Source organism: Xanthomonas melonis, assembly GCF_020783655.1.
GTDB lineage: Bacteria > Pseudomonadota > Gammaproteobacteria > Xanthomonadales > Xanthomonadaceae > Xanthomonas > Xanthomonas melonis.
The window spans coordinates 131,060-146,877 of record NZ_JAJGQH010000005.1 but is presented as its reverse complement, the minus strand read 5'-3'; the positions used below and the strand labels follow the sequence as shown (position 1 = coordinate 146,877).

Sequence of the window (15,818 nt, the reverse complement as noted above, 5' to 3'; positions counted from 1 at the left end):
ACCCATCACCGCCAAAGGCGCGCAGCGGCTGCGCGAGGAACTCGATCAGCTGAAGTCGGTCAAGCGTCCGGAGGTGATCGCCGCAATCGCCGAGGCGCGCGGACATGGCGATCTGAAGGAAAACGCCGAGTATCACGCCGCGCGTGAGCAGCAGGGCTTCATCGAAGGCCGCATCAAGCAGCTGGAGAGCGAGCTCTCGCACGCGGAGATCATCGACATCACCAAGCTCGGCGCCGGCAGCAAGATCGTGTTCGGTGCCACGGTGACGCTGGCCGACGTCGAAACCGACGAAGAGAAGCGCTACCAGATCGTTGGTGACCTGGAAGCCGATATCAAGATGGGCCTGATCGCCATCTCCTCGCCGCTGGCACGCGCCCTGATCGGCAAGCTGGAAGGCGATGCGGTGACCATCGACGCGCCGGCCGGCCAGCGCGAATACGAAGTGGTCAGCGTCGCCTACCTGGATTGATTCCAGGAACGTCCACGCGATGACAACCGCCACGCTGCTGCTGCCGGAAAAACGCCGCCTGCCCGGAACCCTGGACACCGCGGCGGTGACGCGCGCGTTGGCGCGCGCCGACCGGCACGATGCCACTGCCGGCGAGGTGGCGCAGCTGCAGCGGCACTTCACGCTGACGCCCGCGCACTGGCCGGTGGCCGCGCTGACCCGGCAGCTGGACGCCGGCGATGCGGCCGGCGCGACCTGGGTACGCGCCGATCCGGCCTATGTGGTGCCGGACATGCAGGGCGCGCGGCTGATGGGCTACGGCGAAGCGCTCGGTGCCACTGCCGAAGACCTGGCGATGCTGCTGCCGATCCTCAAGCCGATGTTCGGCGATGCGGGATTCCTGCTCGATGCCCCCACGCCGTCGCGCTGGTATCTGCGGCTCTCGCCCGATGCCAAGCTGCCCGAGTTCGTGCCGCCGGATGTGGCGATCGGCGATGACCTGTTCGACCATTTGCCGGCCGGCGATCTTGGCCGGCGCTGGCGTGCGCTGTTGACCGAAGCGCAGGTGCTGCTGCACCAGCATCCCTGGAACCAGGGGCGTGTGGCCAGCGGCAAACCCGCGATCAATTCGTTGTGGTTCTGGGGTGGCGGAGTGCTGCCGCAAGCGGTGACCTCGCCGCATCGCCAGGTACGCAGCCGTGAGTCGCTGCTGCGTGCGCTGGCCCTGGCGGCCGGCGCCGATGCGCAGGGCGAACAACGCGTGGATGCGCTGGTGGATCTGCGCCATCTGCGCTCGCTGCAGCAATTCGGCGATGACGCGGTGGCTCCGCTGCTGGCGGCGATGGCGCGCGGCGAACTGGATCGGCTGGTACTGGATTTCCAGGATGGCGAAACGCTGTCGCTGACGCGCACGCAGCGCTGGCGGTTCTGGCGTTCGTCTCGGATACAGCTGGCGCAATGACGGCCAGCCCACGGATCGTCCGGCGCCCGGCGGGGCAGGCCGGTAGCTGGCCCGATGCGATGTTGCCGCTGCTGCGCCGCCTCTACGCCGCGCGCGGGGTGACCGATGCGCAGGGCGCGCAGCCGCGGCTGGGGCAGTTGCTGTCGCCGGAGCGGCTGCACAACAGCGCCGTGGCCGCCACCTTGCTGGCCGATGCGATCGCCCAGCAACGGCGCATCCTGGTGGTGGGCGATTTCGATTGCGATGGCGCCACCGCCTGTGCGGTCGGCGTGCGCGGCCTGCGTATGCTGGGCGCACTGGATGTGCATCACGCCGTGCCCAATCGCATGGTGCATGGGTATGGCCTGTCGCCTGCGTTGGTCGATGAACTGGCCGCGTTGCAGCCGGACGTGCTGGTCACCGTCGATCACGGCATCGCCTGTCATGCCGGCGTGGCCGCGGCCAAGGCGCGTGGCTGGACGGTGCTGGTCACCGACCACCATCTGCCGGGCGAGGTGTTGCCGCCGGCCGATGCGATCGTGGATCCGAATCTGGCCGTCGACGATTTCCCGAGCAAAAGCCTGGCCGGCGTGGGCGTGATCTTCTACGTGCTGCTGGCCTTGCGTGGCGTGCTGCGCGCGCGTGGCGTGTTCGCCGACCGCACCGAACCGGATCTGTCAGCGCTGCTGGATCTGGTGGCGGTCGGCACGGTGGCCGACCTGGTACCGCTGGACACCAATAACCGCGCGCTGGTATCGGCCGGCCTGCGGCGCCTGCGCGAGGGGCGCGGCTGCATCGGCCTGCGTGCCTTGATCGATGCCAGCGGCCGCGATGCGGCGCGGCTGAGCGCCAGCGATATCGGGTTCGCGCTCGGCCCACGCTTGAATGCGGCTGGCCGTCTCGAAGACATGGCGCTAGGCATCGAATTGTTGCTCTGCGAGGACTGGAACCGCGCACGCGAGATCGCAGGCACCCTGGAAGAGATCAACGCCGAACGCCGTGCGGTGCAGCAGTTGATGACCGACGATGCCGAGCAGGCGGTGGCGAAGGTGGTGCTGGACGCCGACGGCGTCTTGCCGATCGCCGCCTGCCTGTTCGACCCGGACTGGCATCCGGGCGTGATCGGTCTGGTGGCCTCCAAGCTGAAGGATCGGCTGCACCGCCCGGTGATCGCGCTGGCGCCGGCTGAGCCGGGCAGCAGCCAGTTGCGCGGCTCCGCGCGCTCGATTCCGGGCCTGCATATCCGCGATGTACTGGCGGCGGTGGATGCGCGCCATCCCGGCCTGATCCAGAAATTCGGCGGGCATGCGATGGCGGCCGGGCTGAGTATCGAACTTGCCGCGTTGCCGACCTTCGAGCAGGCGTTTCGTTCGCAGGTGCAGGCGATGGTGGACGCCTCGCTGTTGCAGGCCGAACTGCACAGCGACGGCGAACTGGCCGCGCACGAACTCGATCACCTGCATGCCGAAGCGCTGCGCGTGGCCGGCCCGTGGGGGCAGGGCTTTCCCGAGCCACTGTTCGATGGGCAGTTCGAAGTGCTGCAGCATCGCGTGCTCAAGGAGCGCCACCTCAAGCTGACGCTGCGTTGCGCCGGCCGTGCCGAGCCGCTCAATGCCATCCATTTCAACGGCTGGCAGGGTAGCGCGCCGGCGCGCGTCCTGCACATCGCCTATCGGCTGGTCAGCGACGACTACCGCGGCGGCACCGCGGTGCAGTTGATCATCGAGCATTGCGAACCGGCAACAGGCTGAGAGCTTCGCGCGCGTCGTTATCCAGGCACCGCAATCAGTATCGCTTGCCCTGACAAACCGACCATCTCGACTGGTCCTTGCCCGCCCACCGTCGCCGGACCCTTGGCGGCATGGAGGCCGCCAGGGAGCTTACAAGGACGTACTTGCAGCGTGTCCCGCGATGGTGGGCGGGCAAGGGCCCTGCAGCAAATGCGCAGCGTCGAGTGTGCGATACCCTCACCGCTCGCGGGACACGCCGTGAACCCGTCGATGGAGGCTCAATGGCGGCATCCATTCCGCCACGCGTATCCATCATCGCCATTGGTCCTCTCGCAAGCCAGCGCAGGCATGCACTGCCGGCGCTTCGATCAATGCGACGGCTTGACTTCGGTGACTACGGTCGGCAGCTCCCACGCGCCACCGGCAGAGACCAGTCGGCAGAGGCCCGAGGTGGATTCGGAGGTCTGCACGAAGCGGCGTCCATCCCAGGTCCACGCGGCGTGGCTGTAGCAATCGCCCAGCCCGCGGCCCTTGTGCGAGGCCACGATGGTGGCGCCATCCAGGTCGCTGCCCTGCAGGGTGATCAGGGTCGGCGCGAACGGCGCGCGTGCATTGACCACCCAGAAGCCGCTGCCAGCGTTATAGGCCCCCGTCCAGCATGCAGTGGAGACCAGCAGCTTGTCGCTGCTCAGGCGGGTGATGGTCAGTGGTTCCGATGCATCGCCGGGCTCCAGGCCCTTGCATTGCTCATCGGCAGGCAGGCTGGCACGCAGGGCCTGATACAGCGCCGGCGACGTGGCCAGGCGTGCGTCGCCTGCCTGCGGCGCGGCCAGCCTGGCCTCGCGGACCTGCGGTACCGGCAGCGGTGGCAGCACGGCGGATTCGTCGCGGTCGCCCTTGCGCACCAGCGCGCCGCGCGTGCCCAGCCGGCCCTGGAACTCATCCATCTTCAGCAAGACGGCCGACGCGCCCTTGTCGGACAGCTGCCAGCGGCGGCCATCGTTGCCGAGTGCGACGATCGTGCTGCTGCGCGGCAAGGCCGCCAGCAGTGCGGCGACCTGGGCGCCGCTCAGCGACGCGGTGCCGCTGTTGCCGTCCAGCGCCAGCTTGCCCAGATTGCGCTGATCGATCTGCAGGCTGAGCGAAGCCGGCAGTTTGACCTCGTCGTACTGGCCCAGCATCAGTTCTGCGGTGACCGCCTGGCCGGCACCGGCTTTACGGGTCAGTAACACCGATACGGGCAGGTGCTCGCCCTCGTCCGGCTGATAGCCGGCGGCGCGGCAGATACGGGTGTTGTCGCAGGCGATGGTCCAGTCGTCATGGGTGAAGTCGACGCTGGTGGCCGGTGCGGCCTGGGCAACCATGGAGCTGAGCAGCAATGATGCGGCAAGCAGGGCGGGGCGCATCGTGGTTCCTTGAACGCAGGTCGGGCGGGCATCTTGCGATGCCATGTGCGGTGCGTCCAGCCAGCCCGTCCATCGGTGGTGATCGTCATTCATGGTGTGGAAGCACGTCGCCTGCAGCAGCGCTGCGTGCAGGCGGTGATGGCACCCGGTCCGGTCGTGTTACACGCAGCGGCATGTTCGTATATGGATTCTCCACATCGCATCATGGCTGCTCGGCGCGATACATCGATGGAGCCAAGTCGTGCACGGACACGCGCGACTTCGCCATGCACGGCTATGCCGCCGCCGGGGTCGTTACGTGTGTGCGGGCAGCGGGCTCGCGCATCGGCATGCCGAACAACGGCCGCAACCAGCGCACGCGGCGGATCAGGGTTTCGTGCAACAGCAGGCAACCCGCCACGGTGATGAGCAGTACCAGCGCCGGCTCCAGCCAGGGACCCAACTGCAGCGGTGCCAGCCAGTACAGCGCCAGGATGATCAGGCTCTGGTGCAGGATGTACCAGGGAAACACCGCCTGGGTGCAATACGGCAGCAAGGCGAACGGGCGGTCCAGACGATGCCGTGCCCACCCCAGCAGCGCCAGCAAGGCCAGCCAGGTATAGGCCGCGCGCGCCAGCCGTTCGATCACATCCCAGCGCACGCTGGCCAGTGTCGCGCTGAGCTGGGCCGTATCCAGGGTACGGCCCAGGTGACGAATGCTCAGCTCGGTGGCGATCGCCAGCAGCGCGGCAAGCAGTGTCGGCCAGCGCAACTGCACCGCCCACGTCCAGAACCGGGCGGCGTGGGCCAGCACATACCCAAGCACGAACAGTGGGAACGATTCGGCATGCACGAACCAGTCGCCGACCAGGGCATGGCTCGGTGGATGACGTGGCAACACCCACAGCACACAGAAGGCTTCCCACACGATCGGCACCAGCAGCAGGGCAGGGACCGCCATGGAGGCGGGCAGCGGCGGCAGGGTGATCGGCAAAGCGCGGCGCAGTGCGATCATCGCCATCAACACCAAGGTGTAGGGCAGCAGATAGGCCAGGTACCACAGGTGGTTCCAGGTGATGCCATGTTCCCAGCCGTCGAAGCTGCCGGCCGGCCATGGCCGGACCTGCCAATAGCGCAGCAGGAAGCTGCCAAAGCCGGGGACCACCTTGCCGTTGCTCACGCCCTGGCAGTAGGCCTGCACCGAGACCACCACGAACATGCCGAACAGCAGGGGCGGCAGCAAGCGCCCGCAGCGCCGCCATGCGAACTGCCAGGGCGCACGTTCGGCACGTGCGAGGCCGATCGCGATGCCGGAGATCATGAACAACAGCGGCATCCGCCAGCGGTTGAGCGCAATCATCGGCGGCTGCAGCCAGTCGGTTGTGTAGGCACTCTTCAAATGGAAGTCCCAGTCGGTCACGTAGGCCATGCACACGTGATAGAGGATCAGCAGGGCGAAGGCGAAGACGCGCAGGGCATCGAGATCGTGGCGGCGTTCGGTCATGGTCGGCGGTTGCTGGAGGGGTGGACGCATCCTGCCCACCAGCCCTTGCCGCAGGTGGGGCCAGGGGTGGAAACACCGCCCGCAGTGACCAGTTGCGCCCATCCAGGGACGAATGGGGACGGCCGGGGCCGCGGTTTCGCCTTGCCGCGCGGGCCTCTATGATCGGCACCTGCCAACTGCGGACGTGTGCAATGGAATCGACCGGGTCGCGCCCGCCAATCGCCCGGGACCGGGCCGGCCGTGCAGCCACGCGCTGGGCCGTGGCGATCTGGTCGCTGGTGTTTTACCTGAGTGCGCTGGGCAACGTCTGGACCGCCTGTCTGGCTGCGCGCCGCGACGGCCAACCGATCGTGCTGTGGCAGTTGCTGAGTTGGGAACTGAGCAGCGCCACCGCCGCGCTGTTGCTGCTGCCGGCGGTGTTGTGGCTATGCGCACGCTGGCCGTTGCATACCGATGCCTGGCTGCGACGTGTGCCGCTGTACCTGGCCGCTGCCCTGGGGTGGTGGCTGGCGCATGTCGCCGGCATGGTGCTGGTGCGCAAACTGATCTACGCACTGGCCGGCGCGCACTACGATTTCGGCGGCTGGTTGCAGTGGGTGTATGAGCTATCCAAGGATCTGCGTACCTTTGCGCTATTGGTGGCGGTGCAGCACGCACTGGGCTGGTATGCACGGCGGCGGCAGGGCGAGGCGCATCTGCTCGCCGCGCCGGACGAGGGGCCGCCGGTGGAGCCGCTGGATCGCCCGGAACGCTTCCTGGTGCGCAAGCTCGGCCGCGATTTCCTGGTGGCGACGGCCGATATCGAATGGATCCAGGCCTCCGGCAACTACGTCAACCTGCACGTGCGCGGTCACGACTATCCCCTGCGCAGCACCATGGCAGCGATCGAGGCCCGACTGGACGCGGCTATCTTCGTACGGATCCACCGCAGCTATCTGGTCAATCTGGGCCAGGTCCAGGCGATCGAACCGGCCGATTCCGGCGACGCGCGCGTGCACCTGCGCGATGCGACGGTGTTGCCGTGCAGCCGCAGCCATCTGGCCGGCTTGCGCGCGCGGGCCGGCCAGGTGGTCGGCACATCCAGGCCGGACGCGGTGACTGCCTGAAGCATGCGCCCGCCAGCGGCGGTGCAGTGTTCTACACGGGCATGCCCAGGGGCGTGCAGGATCGAGGCGCCGGCGGCGTGTGATGTCGTTGGTCCCGGGGACACCGAACGACGGGTCTGGTCCTTCCCAGCGAGGCAGCCGGTGCGCGGCGTTACGCGCTGGATGGGGTTCGCACGCTGCTGGACGGTTCATGGGGTGGTGCCGGGCCGTGGTCGGACGCCATCCACTGCCGCGTTACGCGGATGCGGCCCGCTTGCTAAACTAGCGCGCTTGTTTGCCGGAAATTCGTCATGATCGAAACCAATCCGATCCGCCAGCGCATCACCGATCTCAACGATCGCGTGCTCTCGCTCAGGGGGTATCTTTGACTACGACGCCAAGAAAGAGCGTCTAGAGGAAGTCAGCCGGGAACTGGAAAGCCCGGATGTGTGGAACGACGCCGAGCGTGCCCAGGCCCTGGGGCGTGAGCGCTCCATGCTGGAGAAGACCGTCGTGGGTATTGCCGATGTGCTGGCCGGGCTGGCCGATGCCGGCGATCTGCTGGAGCTGGCCGACAGCGAGCAGGACGAAGACACGGCGGTGGCGGTGATTGCCGATCTGGACAAGTACCAGGCGCACGTGGAGAAGCTGGAATTCCAGCGCATGTTCTCCGGGCAGATGGACGGCGCCAACGCGTTCGTCGACATCCAGGCCGGCGCCGGCGGCACCGAGGCACAGGACTGGGCCGAAATTCTGCTGCGCATGTACCTGCGCTGGGCCGAGTCGCGCGGCTGGAAGACCGAGCTGATGGAAGTGTCCGGCGGCGAAGTGGCGGGCATCAAGTCGGCCACCGTGCGCATCGAAGGCGAGTACGCCTACGGTTGGCTCAAGACCGAGATCGGCGTGCACCGGCTGGTGCGCAAGTCGCCGTTCGACTCGGACAACCGCCGGCATACCAGCTTCACTTCGGTGTTCGTGTCGCCGGAAGTGGACGACAACATCGAGATCGACATCAACCCGGCCGACCTGCGCACCGACGTGTATCGCTCCTCTGGCGCCGGTGGCCAGCACGTCAACAAGACCGAATCGGCGGTGCGCATCACGCATATTCCGTCCGGCGTCGTGGTCGCCTGCCAGACCGGCCGCAGCCAGCACCAGAACCGCGATAACGCGATGAAGATGTTGGCCGCCAAGCTGTACGAACTGGAAGTGCAGAAGCGCAACGCCGAGAAGGACGCGCTGGAGGCCACCAAGTCCGACATCGGCTGGGGCAGCCAGATCCGCAACTACGTGCTCGACCAGAGCCGCATCAAGGATCTGCGCACCGGCGTCGAACGCAGCGATACGCAGAAGGTACTCGACGGCGACCTGGACGACTTCGTCGAGGCCAGCCTGAAGGCCGGCCTGGCGGCAGGCTCCAAACGCCTGGATGCCTGACCGCAGCGCCGATGCGGCGACCTGCTCGCATCGGTGACGGCCTGGCCGCCACTGGCGAGTGTCCATCGCAGCATCTGCGACACCGCCGCTGCAGTGTCGCAATCCGGCCGGCATCGCCGGCCGTCATCCCCACCGGGCCAGTGCCCGCCCCACCAGTAGACCGATTCCCGCCATGACCGAGCAGACCCCCGCGCCGCAGATCCCCGCCGACGAGAACAGCCTCATCGCCGAGCGTCGCGCGAAACTGGGCGCCTTGCGCGGCCAGGGCATCGCATACCCCAACGACTTCGTCCGTGAGCACTTCGCCGGCGATCTGCAGGCCGAGTTCGCCGATGCCGACACCTGGACGGCCGACGCGCTGGAAGCGGCCGGACGCACCGTGCGCATGGCCGGCCGCCTGATGGCCAAGCGGGTGATGGGCAAGGCCAGCTTCGCGCAGATCCAGGACGAGTCCGGGCGCGTGCAGCTGTTCCTGCAGGGCAACGTGCTGGGCGATGCCTACACCGCCTTCAAGGGCTGGGACGTGGGCGACATCGTGGCGGTGGAGGGCGGGCTGACCCGCACCAAGACCGGCGAGCTGTCGGTCAAGGCCAGTGCGTTGCGGCTGCTGACCAAATCGCTGCGCCCGCTGCCGGACAAGTGGCACGGGCTGTCGGATGTGGAGCAGCGCTACCGCCAGCGCTATGTCGACCTGATCGTGACGCCGGAGGCGCGCGAGGTCTTCATCAAGCGCTCCAAGATCATCCGCGCGCTGCGCGCGTGGCTGGATGGGCGCCGTTTCCTGGAAGTGGAGACGCCGATGATGCATTACATCCCCGGCGGCGCCACGGCCAAGCCGTTCACTACCCACCACAACGCGCTGGACCTGGACCTGTACCTGCGCGTGGCCCCGGAGCTGTATCTCAAGCGCCTGGTGGTTGGCGGGCTCGAGCGCGTGTACGAAATCAATCGCAATTTCCGCAACGAGGGGGTGTCGACCCGGCACAACCCCGAATTCACCATGCTCGAGCTCTACGAGGCCTACGCCACGTACCACGAGATCATGGACCTGACCGAACAGGTGATCCGCGACACCGCGCAGACCGTCCTGGGGACCACCCAGGTGAGCTGGGATGGCGCCGACATCGATCTGGCGCCGGCTTTCCGGCGCTGGCGCATGGACGAGGCGGTGCGCCACCACAACCCCGAGATCAGTGTGGCCGACTGCACCGACCGTGAGGCGCTGCTGCGGCATTGCGAGCGCCTGAAGATCCGGGTCAAGCCGTCCTACGGCTGGGGCAAGCTGCTGCTGGAGATCTTCGAAGCCACCGTCGAGCACACCCTGGTGCAGCCGACCTTCATCACCGACCACCCGGTCGAGGTGTCGCCGCTGGCACGTTCCAGCGACACCGAACCGGGCTACACCGATCGCTTCGAGCTCTTCATCAACGGCAAGGAGCTGGCCAACGGCTTCTCCGAGCTCAACGACCCCGAAGACCAGGCTGCGCGCTTCCAGGCCCAGGTGCAGGCCAAGGACGGCGGCGACGATGAGGCGATGCATTACGACGCCGACTATATCCGTGCGTTGGAGTACGGCATGGCGCCGACCGGCGGCCTGGGCATCGGGATCGATCGTCTGGTGATGCTGCTGACCGGCAGCACCTCGATCCGCGATGTCCTGCTTTTCCCTTACATGCGTCCGGAAGCCTGACTTTTTTTGTGCGACAGGCGTGCCGACGGCACGGATACTGCATATGCTAGGGCGGAGCCAGGCACCGCGTGCGGTGCCCGGGAGTCGACACAGGGGTCGGCATCATCGCTTTTCCGTTCTCGTGATAGAGGAGCAACGGCTATGCAGGATGTTTCAGGGAGTCCGGGCGGCATGGTGTCGGCGGATACATGGGGAAGCTGGGCGGAAAAGGCGGATCTGGGATTGAACATCGTCATTGTCGATGACCAGATGTCTGCGCGGACGATGCTGCGCCATGTCATCGAGGATATCGCTCCGGAATTGAAGGTGTTCGATTTCGGCGATCCGCTGGACGCGCTGGCCTGGTGCGAGGCCGGGCGCGTGGACCTGCTGTTGCTCGACTACCGCATGCCCGGCATGGACGGGCTGGAGTTCGCGCGGCGCCTGCGCCGGCTGCCCAGCCATCGCGACATTCCGATTATCCTGATCACCATCGTCGGCGACGAGCCGATCCGGCAGGCGGCGCTGGAAGCGGGGGTGATCGACTTCCTGGTCAAGCCGATCCGCCCGCGCGAACTGCGCGCGCGCTGCGCCAACTTGCTGCAGCTGCGCCAGCAGAGCGAGAGCGTCAAGCAACGGGCGCTGTCGCTGGAGCAGCGCCTGCTGGCCAGCATGAACGAGGTCGAGGAGCGCGAGCGCGAGACCCTGTCGCGGCTGGCGCGCGCCATCGAATACCGCGATTCGGGCACCAGTGCGTTCCTGGAGCGCATGTCGCACGTGGCCGGACTGATCGCCGAGCAGCTGGGGTTGTCCGAAGAAGAAGTGCGCATCATCGAGATGGCCGCGCCGCTGCACGACATGGGCAAGATCGCCATTCCCGACGCGGTGCTGCTCAAGCCGGGCAAGCTCACCGACGACGAGATGAGCGTGATGAAACGCCATCCGCGCATCGGCTACGAATTGCTCAGCGGTAGCCAGAACCGGTTCATCCAGGTCGGCGCGCTGATCGCACTGCGCCATCACGAGCGTTACGATGGCACCGGTTATCCGGACGGCCTGGTTGGCGAGGCGATCCCGCTGGAAGCACGCATCGTGGCGGTGGCGGACGTGTTCGACGCCCTGCTGTCGCCGCGCCCCTACAAGGAAGCATGGACCATGGATGCAGCACTGGCCTATCTGTATGCCCAGCGTGGCCGTCTGTTCGACCCGCGGTGCGTGGATGCCTTGTTGCGCGGCCGCGCCCAGCTCGATCAGATCTGCGGGGAATTCTCCACCGCATCGGCGCGACCCGGGGTGTGAGCATGTCCGGCATGCTCCGAGACGTGCGCAGCAGGCTCGCACTCCGTCAGGATAGCGAGCATGGTCAGGCGCTGATCCGCATTGCGATGGTGGCCTTGATTCTGGTGTACGAAGCACTGTTCGCCGGTCGCTGGGCACTACCGGCCACGCAGGTGTTCTATGTCATCGGACTGACCCTGCTCAGCCAGGCGCTGGCACTGGTGATCTTTGCCTGGATCGTGCTGAGGCCGCAGCGCTCGCACCCGCGTCGCATCCTCGGGATGCTGGCCGACTACGGCCTGATGTCCATGGCCATGAGCGCGATCGGAGAGCCGATGGCCTGCATCTACGTCGTGGTGATGTGGGTGACCGTAGGCAACGGCTTGCGCTTCGGCAGCCGCTATCTGTATCTGGCCGTGGCGATGGCGATGACGAGCTTTGGCATCACGTTGTTCACCAACGACTACTGGAAGCGCAATTTCGGGCTCGGTGTCGGGCTATGGCTCGGTCTGGCGGCCATTCCGTTGTACCTGTCCGGCCTGCTGAGCAAGCTCACGCGGGCGATGGCGGAGGCGCGCCGCGCCAGCGAGGCCAAGAGCCGTTTCCTGGCCAACATGAGCCACGAGTTCCGCACCCCGCTCAATGGCCTGTCCGGAATGACCGAAGTGCTGGCCACCACGCGGCTGGATGCGGAACAGCGCGAATGTCTGAACACCATCCAGGCATCGGCACGCAGCCTGCTGTCGCTGGTGGAAGAGGTGCTGGATATCTCGGCGATCGAAGCCGGCAAGGTGCGCGTTGAACGGCGCGACTTCGCTCTACGCGACCTGCTGGGCAACATCGGTCTGATCCTTCAGCCGCAGGCGCGCAATAAGGGGTTGGCGTATGCGGTCGCCATTGCCGCGGACGTTCCCGATGCATTGATCGGCGATGCCGGGCATTTGCGCCAGATCCTGCTGAATCTGGCAGGCAATGCGATCAAGTTCACCGACCAGGGACAGGTCGATGTGACGGTCGCCGCCGTGGCACGTCCGGGCGAGGGGATGGTCCGTCTGCGCTTCGACATCGTCGACACCGGAATCGGCGTGCCGAGCGAAATGCGTCCGCGCCTATTCGAGGCCTTCGAACAGGCGGACAACGGGCTGGCGCGGCGCTTCGAGGGAAGCGGGCTGGGCACGACCATCGCCAAGGGCCTGGTCGAATCGATGGATGGCCAGATCGGCTTCGAGGAAAATCCAGGCGGCGGTAGTCGCTTCTGGTTCGAGTTGCCGTTCGCGCAGGCGCTGGATTCCGGTGCAGCCTTGCCGCAGGGCGGTGAGCCGCGCGAGAGCGACAACGGCAACGTAATCGCCTTCACCGACCCGTTCCTGCGCCATCGGGCGCGGGTCCGTACGTTGCAGATCCTGGTGGCCGACGACCATGCCGCCAATCGCATGGTTCTGCAGCGACTGCTGCAGAAGGCCGGCCACAAGGTGACCTGCGTCGATGGCGGCGAGCAGGTGCTGGATACGCTTGCCGACGCCGATTTCGATGTCGCCATCGTCGACCTGCACATGCCGGGAGTGAGCGGGCTGGATCTGCTGAAGCAGCTGCGTGTGATGCAGGCGGGAAGCCAGCCCAGGACGCCGGTGGTGGTCCTCAGCGCTGACGTGACGCCGGAAGCGATCCGTAGCTGCGAGCAGGCCGGCGCATATGCCTTCCTGGCCAAGCCCGTTATCGCCATCAAGTTGCTGGACACGCTTGCGGAGATTGCCGCCCAGGGCAAACTCACCCCACTGGCTGTGCCTCCGCTACGGGTGAGTTCGGCCGCCGATGGCATTCTCGACGTCACTGTGCTCGAAGAGCTGGCCTCGCTCGGCATGGGCAAGAATTTCGAAAAGGAGTTCATTCGCCAGTGTCTGAGCGACGCTGATGCGTGCATCGCGGCGATGTCTGGCGATGCGGCGGCATCGGATTGGGAGCGTCTGCGCGAGCATGCGCATGCCACCAAGGGGGTAGCCAGCAATCTTGGTCTGGTCACCCTGGCTCAGCAGGGGGGAGAGCTGATGGGCATGTCCGATGCGCAAATCAAGTCCGAATGGCAGGCGCGCGTCAACCAGTTGCAACGCAATCTGGAGTTGGGCCGAACTGCACTCGAGTCACGGGCGAAAGAGCGTTTCGAGAAGAATTCCGGCGAAGATGTCTCGTAAAAAAGCCCGGCGCAACGCCGGGCCTGATTCCCCTTGTTGCATGCTGTCATGCTAATCAGGCAATTCCCTTTGCGGCTCGTCGCGTCTGCGCTTTCACCAGACGATCCATCGTCCTGAGAGATTTCTCTCCCAGCTGCAGCGCCGCTTCCACCCAAACCTCCGTCACGGCAAGCAATTCCTTCAGCGTGACGGGGTTGCACAGCTGCCTTGCGCGATTCATTGCCAAGTACGACTGCGGCGCACGCTGCTGCCTGGTAATCAGTTCATGCGTGGCCTGGATGCCCTGGCCGCGCGGTACCAGAATATCCACCACTCCCATCGCGTGCATTTCTTCGCTGCTGTAGACGTGGCCCTCTAGGATGATTCGCTCCGCCATCTGCGGGGTCACTCGCCTGGACAGAAACGAATACGCGCCCATGCCGGGAAACAGCCCAAACAGGACCTCGGGCAACCCCATGCCCACGCCTTCTTCGGCCACGATCGTATGACACGACAACGCCATTTCTAGGCCGCCGCCGAGCGCATCCCCCTGCAGGAGCGCAATGGTTCTGAAGTCGCCCCCCATTCCCTGATGGAACTGGAAGACGCCGCTTACGCAACTTTGCGCATAGCGTAGCAACCCCTGTCTGTCGCGTGAGCGGATCATCTGGCCGAACAGGTCCAGATCTCCGCCAAGATTGAAAGCGTTTGCGTCAGAGGCGAGGACGAGGCTGCGCAGGCCACTGGGAGCTTCCCCTGACTGCTCGGAAAGCGCGTCGAGGTGTGCATGCATGTCCCTCATTAACGAGGGGCGAAAGCATGGTCTGACTCCAGTGGATGCGTCGGCATGCATAAAAAGCCAATGGCCTGTATCGGCATGGCTCGTGTGCGTGCGAATCGTGGAATGGCTGGTGTGCTGCTGAAGTTTTTCGATCGTGTTCATGGGCGTCTTCCCGAGGAGAGCGCCCGCGGATTATGTGGCGCAGCGGGCGGTGCGGGCTCCACAAGCGGATCCTACACTGGCGCTATCTGACTGAACGAAAAGGGCTTTCCAATAGACGGGAGTGCCTTCGGTTCCGCTCGTATGAGCGTCACGCAAGGCCTCAAACGGTGCCATGCGTACACTGGCTGGCGGCGTCGGATCACCTGCCGCATAAAACCTGGAAAAGATGTGGATCGTGATCGCCGCGGCAGTCCGTTGCCAGTGTGTGCGTCGGGCCTATCTGCAGCGCATGCGGGTATTTGCATGAAAGCAGAACGCCCGCAAGGCCTGGGTAGACAATGCGGGCGCCGTCGAGGATCGCAGGCCTCTTCGCGCTGCTGGGGTAGGGGAGGCTACCCCCTTGAGCGCGTCGCGCATTTCGCGGCGCAGAATTTTCCTGACATTACGTTCACTACTTTGGCAATCTCACCGAACTTTTGGTCCGAATGCCGGGACGGCGCAGCAGCGATGACGGTAGCAAGCTGCACGCAAGCATTCAGATCAATACTTCATGACACGCCGTCACTCCGAAGCGGGCTTGCGCAGGGCGACCACCCGATACTGCCCGCGATCGCCGTAGCGCGGCCCCTTCTTTTCCAGCTCCGCACATAATCTGTCTTCGCCGCACGGCACCAGATTGGCGCGGGCAACACGCTCCAGAAAAGCGATCTCCGCACGGCGCTGCGCGGCCTCGGCCAGCACCGGCTGGGCGCTCTTAACCGCATAGAATGCGCCGCCAACGCACAGGATGCTCCCGACGATCACCGTCACGAAGCCGATCCACATGCGGCGCATGGCGGTGGTTTCCAGGGTGTGCTGTGCCTGCGCATAGCGTCGGGTGGCCTTCTCCAGTGTCTGGTCTGCATCGACCAGCTGCCTGTTGAAGCGCTCGGCCGCTGGTTGTAGCGTTTGCGTCAGTGCCTGCTGGCTCAGTTGCGTCAGGCGTGGCAGTGCGTTCTCGACCACCCGGGTGACCCGCTGATCGGCGCTGCTGGCCGTATTCTGCAGAAGCTGCAATTGCTGGCGCACCAGATCTTCCAGAACCTGTTCCCGCCGTTGCAACTGCCCGATCAGGGCTGACATGGCCTGGATCGATGCTTTCATTGCGCTTTCCGATCCGTCGTCTTCGGGCAGCGCTGAGGTCGTCTGCGTGTCCATCGTATTCTCGTGTGGGTTCAATGCGCCAAACGTA

General features: G+C 65.8%; 12 protein-coding genes. 8 read left to right on the top strand and 4 right to left on the bottom strand.

Features of this window, described 5'->3' with window-relative positions; genetic code table 11:
- The first annotated feature begins 4 nt into the window (after positions 1-4).
- The 3 genes from greA to recJ are packed head-to-tail and all read left to right on the top strand — an operon-like array spanning position 5 to position 3,139.
- Complete coding sequence (greA, locus tag LL964_RS06775) at positions 5-469, top strand: transcription elongation factor GreA (protein ID WP_208621496.1); 465 nt, start codon at positions 5-7, stop codon at positions 467-469.
- A 19-nt stretch (positions 470-488) separates the two neighbouring features.
- The gene (locus LL964_RS06770) at positions 489-1,409 is read left to right on the top strand and encodes a phosphoglycerate mutase (protein WP_104588827.1); all 921 of its coding nucleotides are present in this window, start codon (positions 489-491) and stop codon (positions 1,407-1,409) included.
- On the top strand, positions 1,406-3,139 hold the full coding sequence (recJ, locus tag LL964_RS06765; protein ID WP_104588826.1) for a single-stranded-DNA-specific exonuclease RecJ: 1,734 nt from the start codon (positions 1,406-1,408) through the stop codon (positions 3,137-3,139). The genes LL964_RS06770 and recJ overlap by 4 nt, the downstream gene beginning before the upstream one ends.
- A gap of 347 nt (positions 3,140-3,486) precedes the next feature.
- Here recJ and LL964_RS06760 read toward each other — a convergent pair whose 3' ends face one another.
- Together LL964_RS06760 and LL964_RS06755 are read right to left on the bottom strand one after the other, a co-directional pair.
- On the bottom strand, positions 3,487-4,524 hold the full coding sequence (locus LL964_RS06760) for a DUF1176 domain-containing protein (RefSeq protein WP_104588825.1): 1,038 nt from the start codon (positions 4,522-4,524) through the stop codon (positions 3,487-3,489).
- A 274-nt stretch (positions 4,525-4,798) separates the two neighbouring features.
- Positions 4,799-6,007 carry an acyltransferase family protein gene (locus LL964_RS06755; RefSeq protein WP_104588824.1) on the bottom strand — a complete coding sequence of 403 codons (1,209 nt, stop codon included), beginning with the start codon at positions 6,005-6,007 and terminating at the stop codon, positions 4,799-4,801.
- 158 nt (positions 6,008-6,165) lie between these two features.
- Here LL964_RS06755 and LL964_RS06750 point away from each other — a divergent pair, with 158 nt between their 5' ends.
- From LL964_RS06750 to LL964_RS06730, 5 genes are all read left to right on the top strand, one after another.
- A complete protein-coding gene (locus LL964_RS06750) occupies positions 6,166-7,113 on the top strand; it encodes a LytTR family DNA-binding domain-containing protein (protein ID WP_104588823.1) in 948 nt (315 codons plus the stop codon).
- 290 nt (positions 7,114-7,403) lie between these two features.
- Positions 7,404-8,529, top strand: a protein-coding gene (gene prfB, locus LL964_RS06745) for a peptide chain release factor 2 (RefSeq protein WP_104588822.1) whose coding sequence is annotated in 2 segments (ribosomal slippage) — positions 7,404-7,478 and positions 7,480-8,529 — 1,125 coding nt in all. Because the reading frame shifts where the segments join, the coding sequence is not laid out codon by codon here.
- A gap of 172 nt (positions 8,530-8,701) precedes the next feature.
- Positions 8,702-10,219, top strand: coding sequence for a lysine--tRNA ligase (gene lysS, locus LL964_RS06740; protein WP_104588821.1), 1,518 nt, complete (start codon positions 8,702-8,704; stop codon positions 10,217-10,219).
- A gap of 141 nt (positions 10,220-10,360) precedes the next feature.
- Entirely contained in the window at positions 10,361-11,497 is a 1,137-nt protein-coding gene (rpfG, locus tag LL964_RS06735; RefSeq protein WP_104588820.1) for a cyclic di-GMP phosphodiesterase response regulator RpfG, read from the top strand.
- 2 nt (positions 11,498-11,499) lie between these two features.
- Complete coding sequence (locus tag LL964_RS06730; RefSeq protein WP_104588819.1) at positions 11,500-13,665, top strand: ATP-binding protein; 2,166 nt, start codon at positions 11,500-11,502, stop codon at positions 13,663-13,665.
- Between the two features lie 55 nt (positions 13,666-13,720).
- Here LL964_RS06730 and LL964_RS06725 read toward each other — a convergent pair whose 3' ends face one another.
- Positions 13,721-14,587, bottom strand: coding sequence for a crotonase/enoyl-CoA hydratase family protein (locus tag LL964_RS06725; RefSeq protein WP_033480510.1), 867 nt, complete (start codon positions 14,585-14,587; stop codon positions 13,721-13,723).
- A 561-nt stretch (positions 14,588-15,148) separates the two neighbouring features.
- Entirely contained in the window at positions 15,149-15,784 is a 636-nt protein-coding gene (locus LL964_RS06720; RefSeq protein ID WP_104588870.1) for a hypothetical protein, read from the bottom strand.
- Positions 15,785-15,818 lie beyond the last annotated feature (34 nt).

Excerpts from the sequence above, each read along its gene's own strand:
- LL964_RS06760 (WP_104588825.1), bottom strand. The coding sequence starts at position 4,524 with ATGCGCCCCGCCCTGCTTGCCGCATCATTGCTGCTCAGCTCCATGGTT.
- LL964_RS06720 (WP_104588870.1), bottom strand. The coding sequence starts at position 15,784 with ATGGACACGCAGACGACCTCAGCGCTGCCCGAAGACGACGGATCGGAA.
- LL964_RS06770 (WP_104588827.1), top strand. The coding sequence starts at position 489 with ATGACAACCGCCACGCTGCTGCTGCCGGAAAAACGCCGCCTGCCCGGA.
- LL964_RS06730 (WP_104588819.1), top strand. The coding sequence starts at position 11,500 with ATGTCCGGCATGCTCCGAGACGTGCGCAGCAGGCTCGCACTCCGTCAG.
- LL964_RS06755 (WP_104588824.1), bottom strand. The coding sequence starts at position 6,007 with ATGACCGAACGCCGCCACGATCTCGATGCCCTGCGCGTCTTCGCCTTC.
- lysS (WP_104588821.1), top strand. The coding sequence starts at position 8,702 with ATGACCGAGCAGACCCCCGCGCCGCAGATCCCCGCCGACGAGAACAGC.
- LL964_RS06750 (WP_104588823.1), top strand. The coding sequence starts at position 6,166 with ATGATCGGCACCTGCCAACTGCGGACGTGTGCAATGGAATCGACCGGG.
- rpfG (WP_104588820.1), top strand. The coding sequence starts at position 10,361 with ATGCAGGATGTTTCAGGGAGTCCGGGCGGCATGGTGTCGGCGGATACA.
- LL964_RS06725 (WP_033480510.1), bottom strand. The coding sequence starts at position 14,587 with ATGAACACGATCGAAAAACTTCAGCAGCACACCAGCCATTCCACGATT.
- recJ (WP_104588826.1), top strand. The coding sequence starts at position 1,406 with ATGACGGCCAGCCCACGGATCGTCCGGCGCCCGGCGGGGCAGGCCGGT.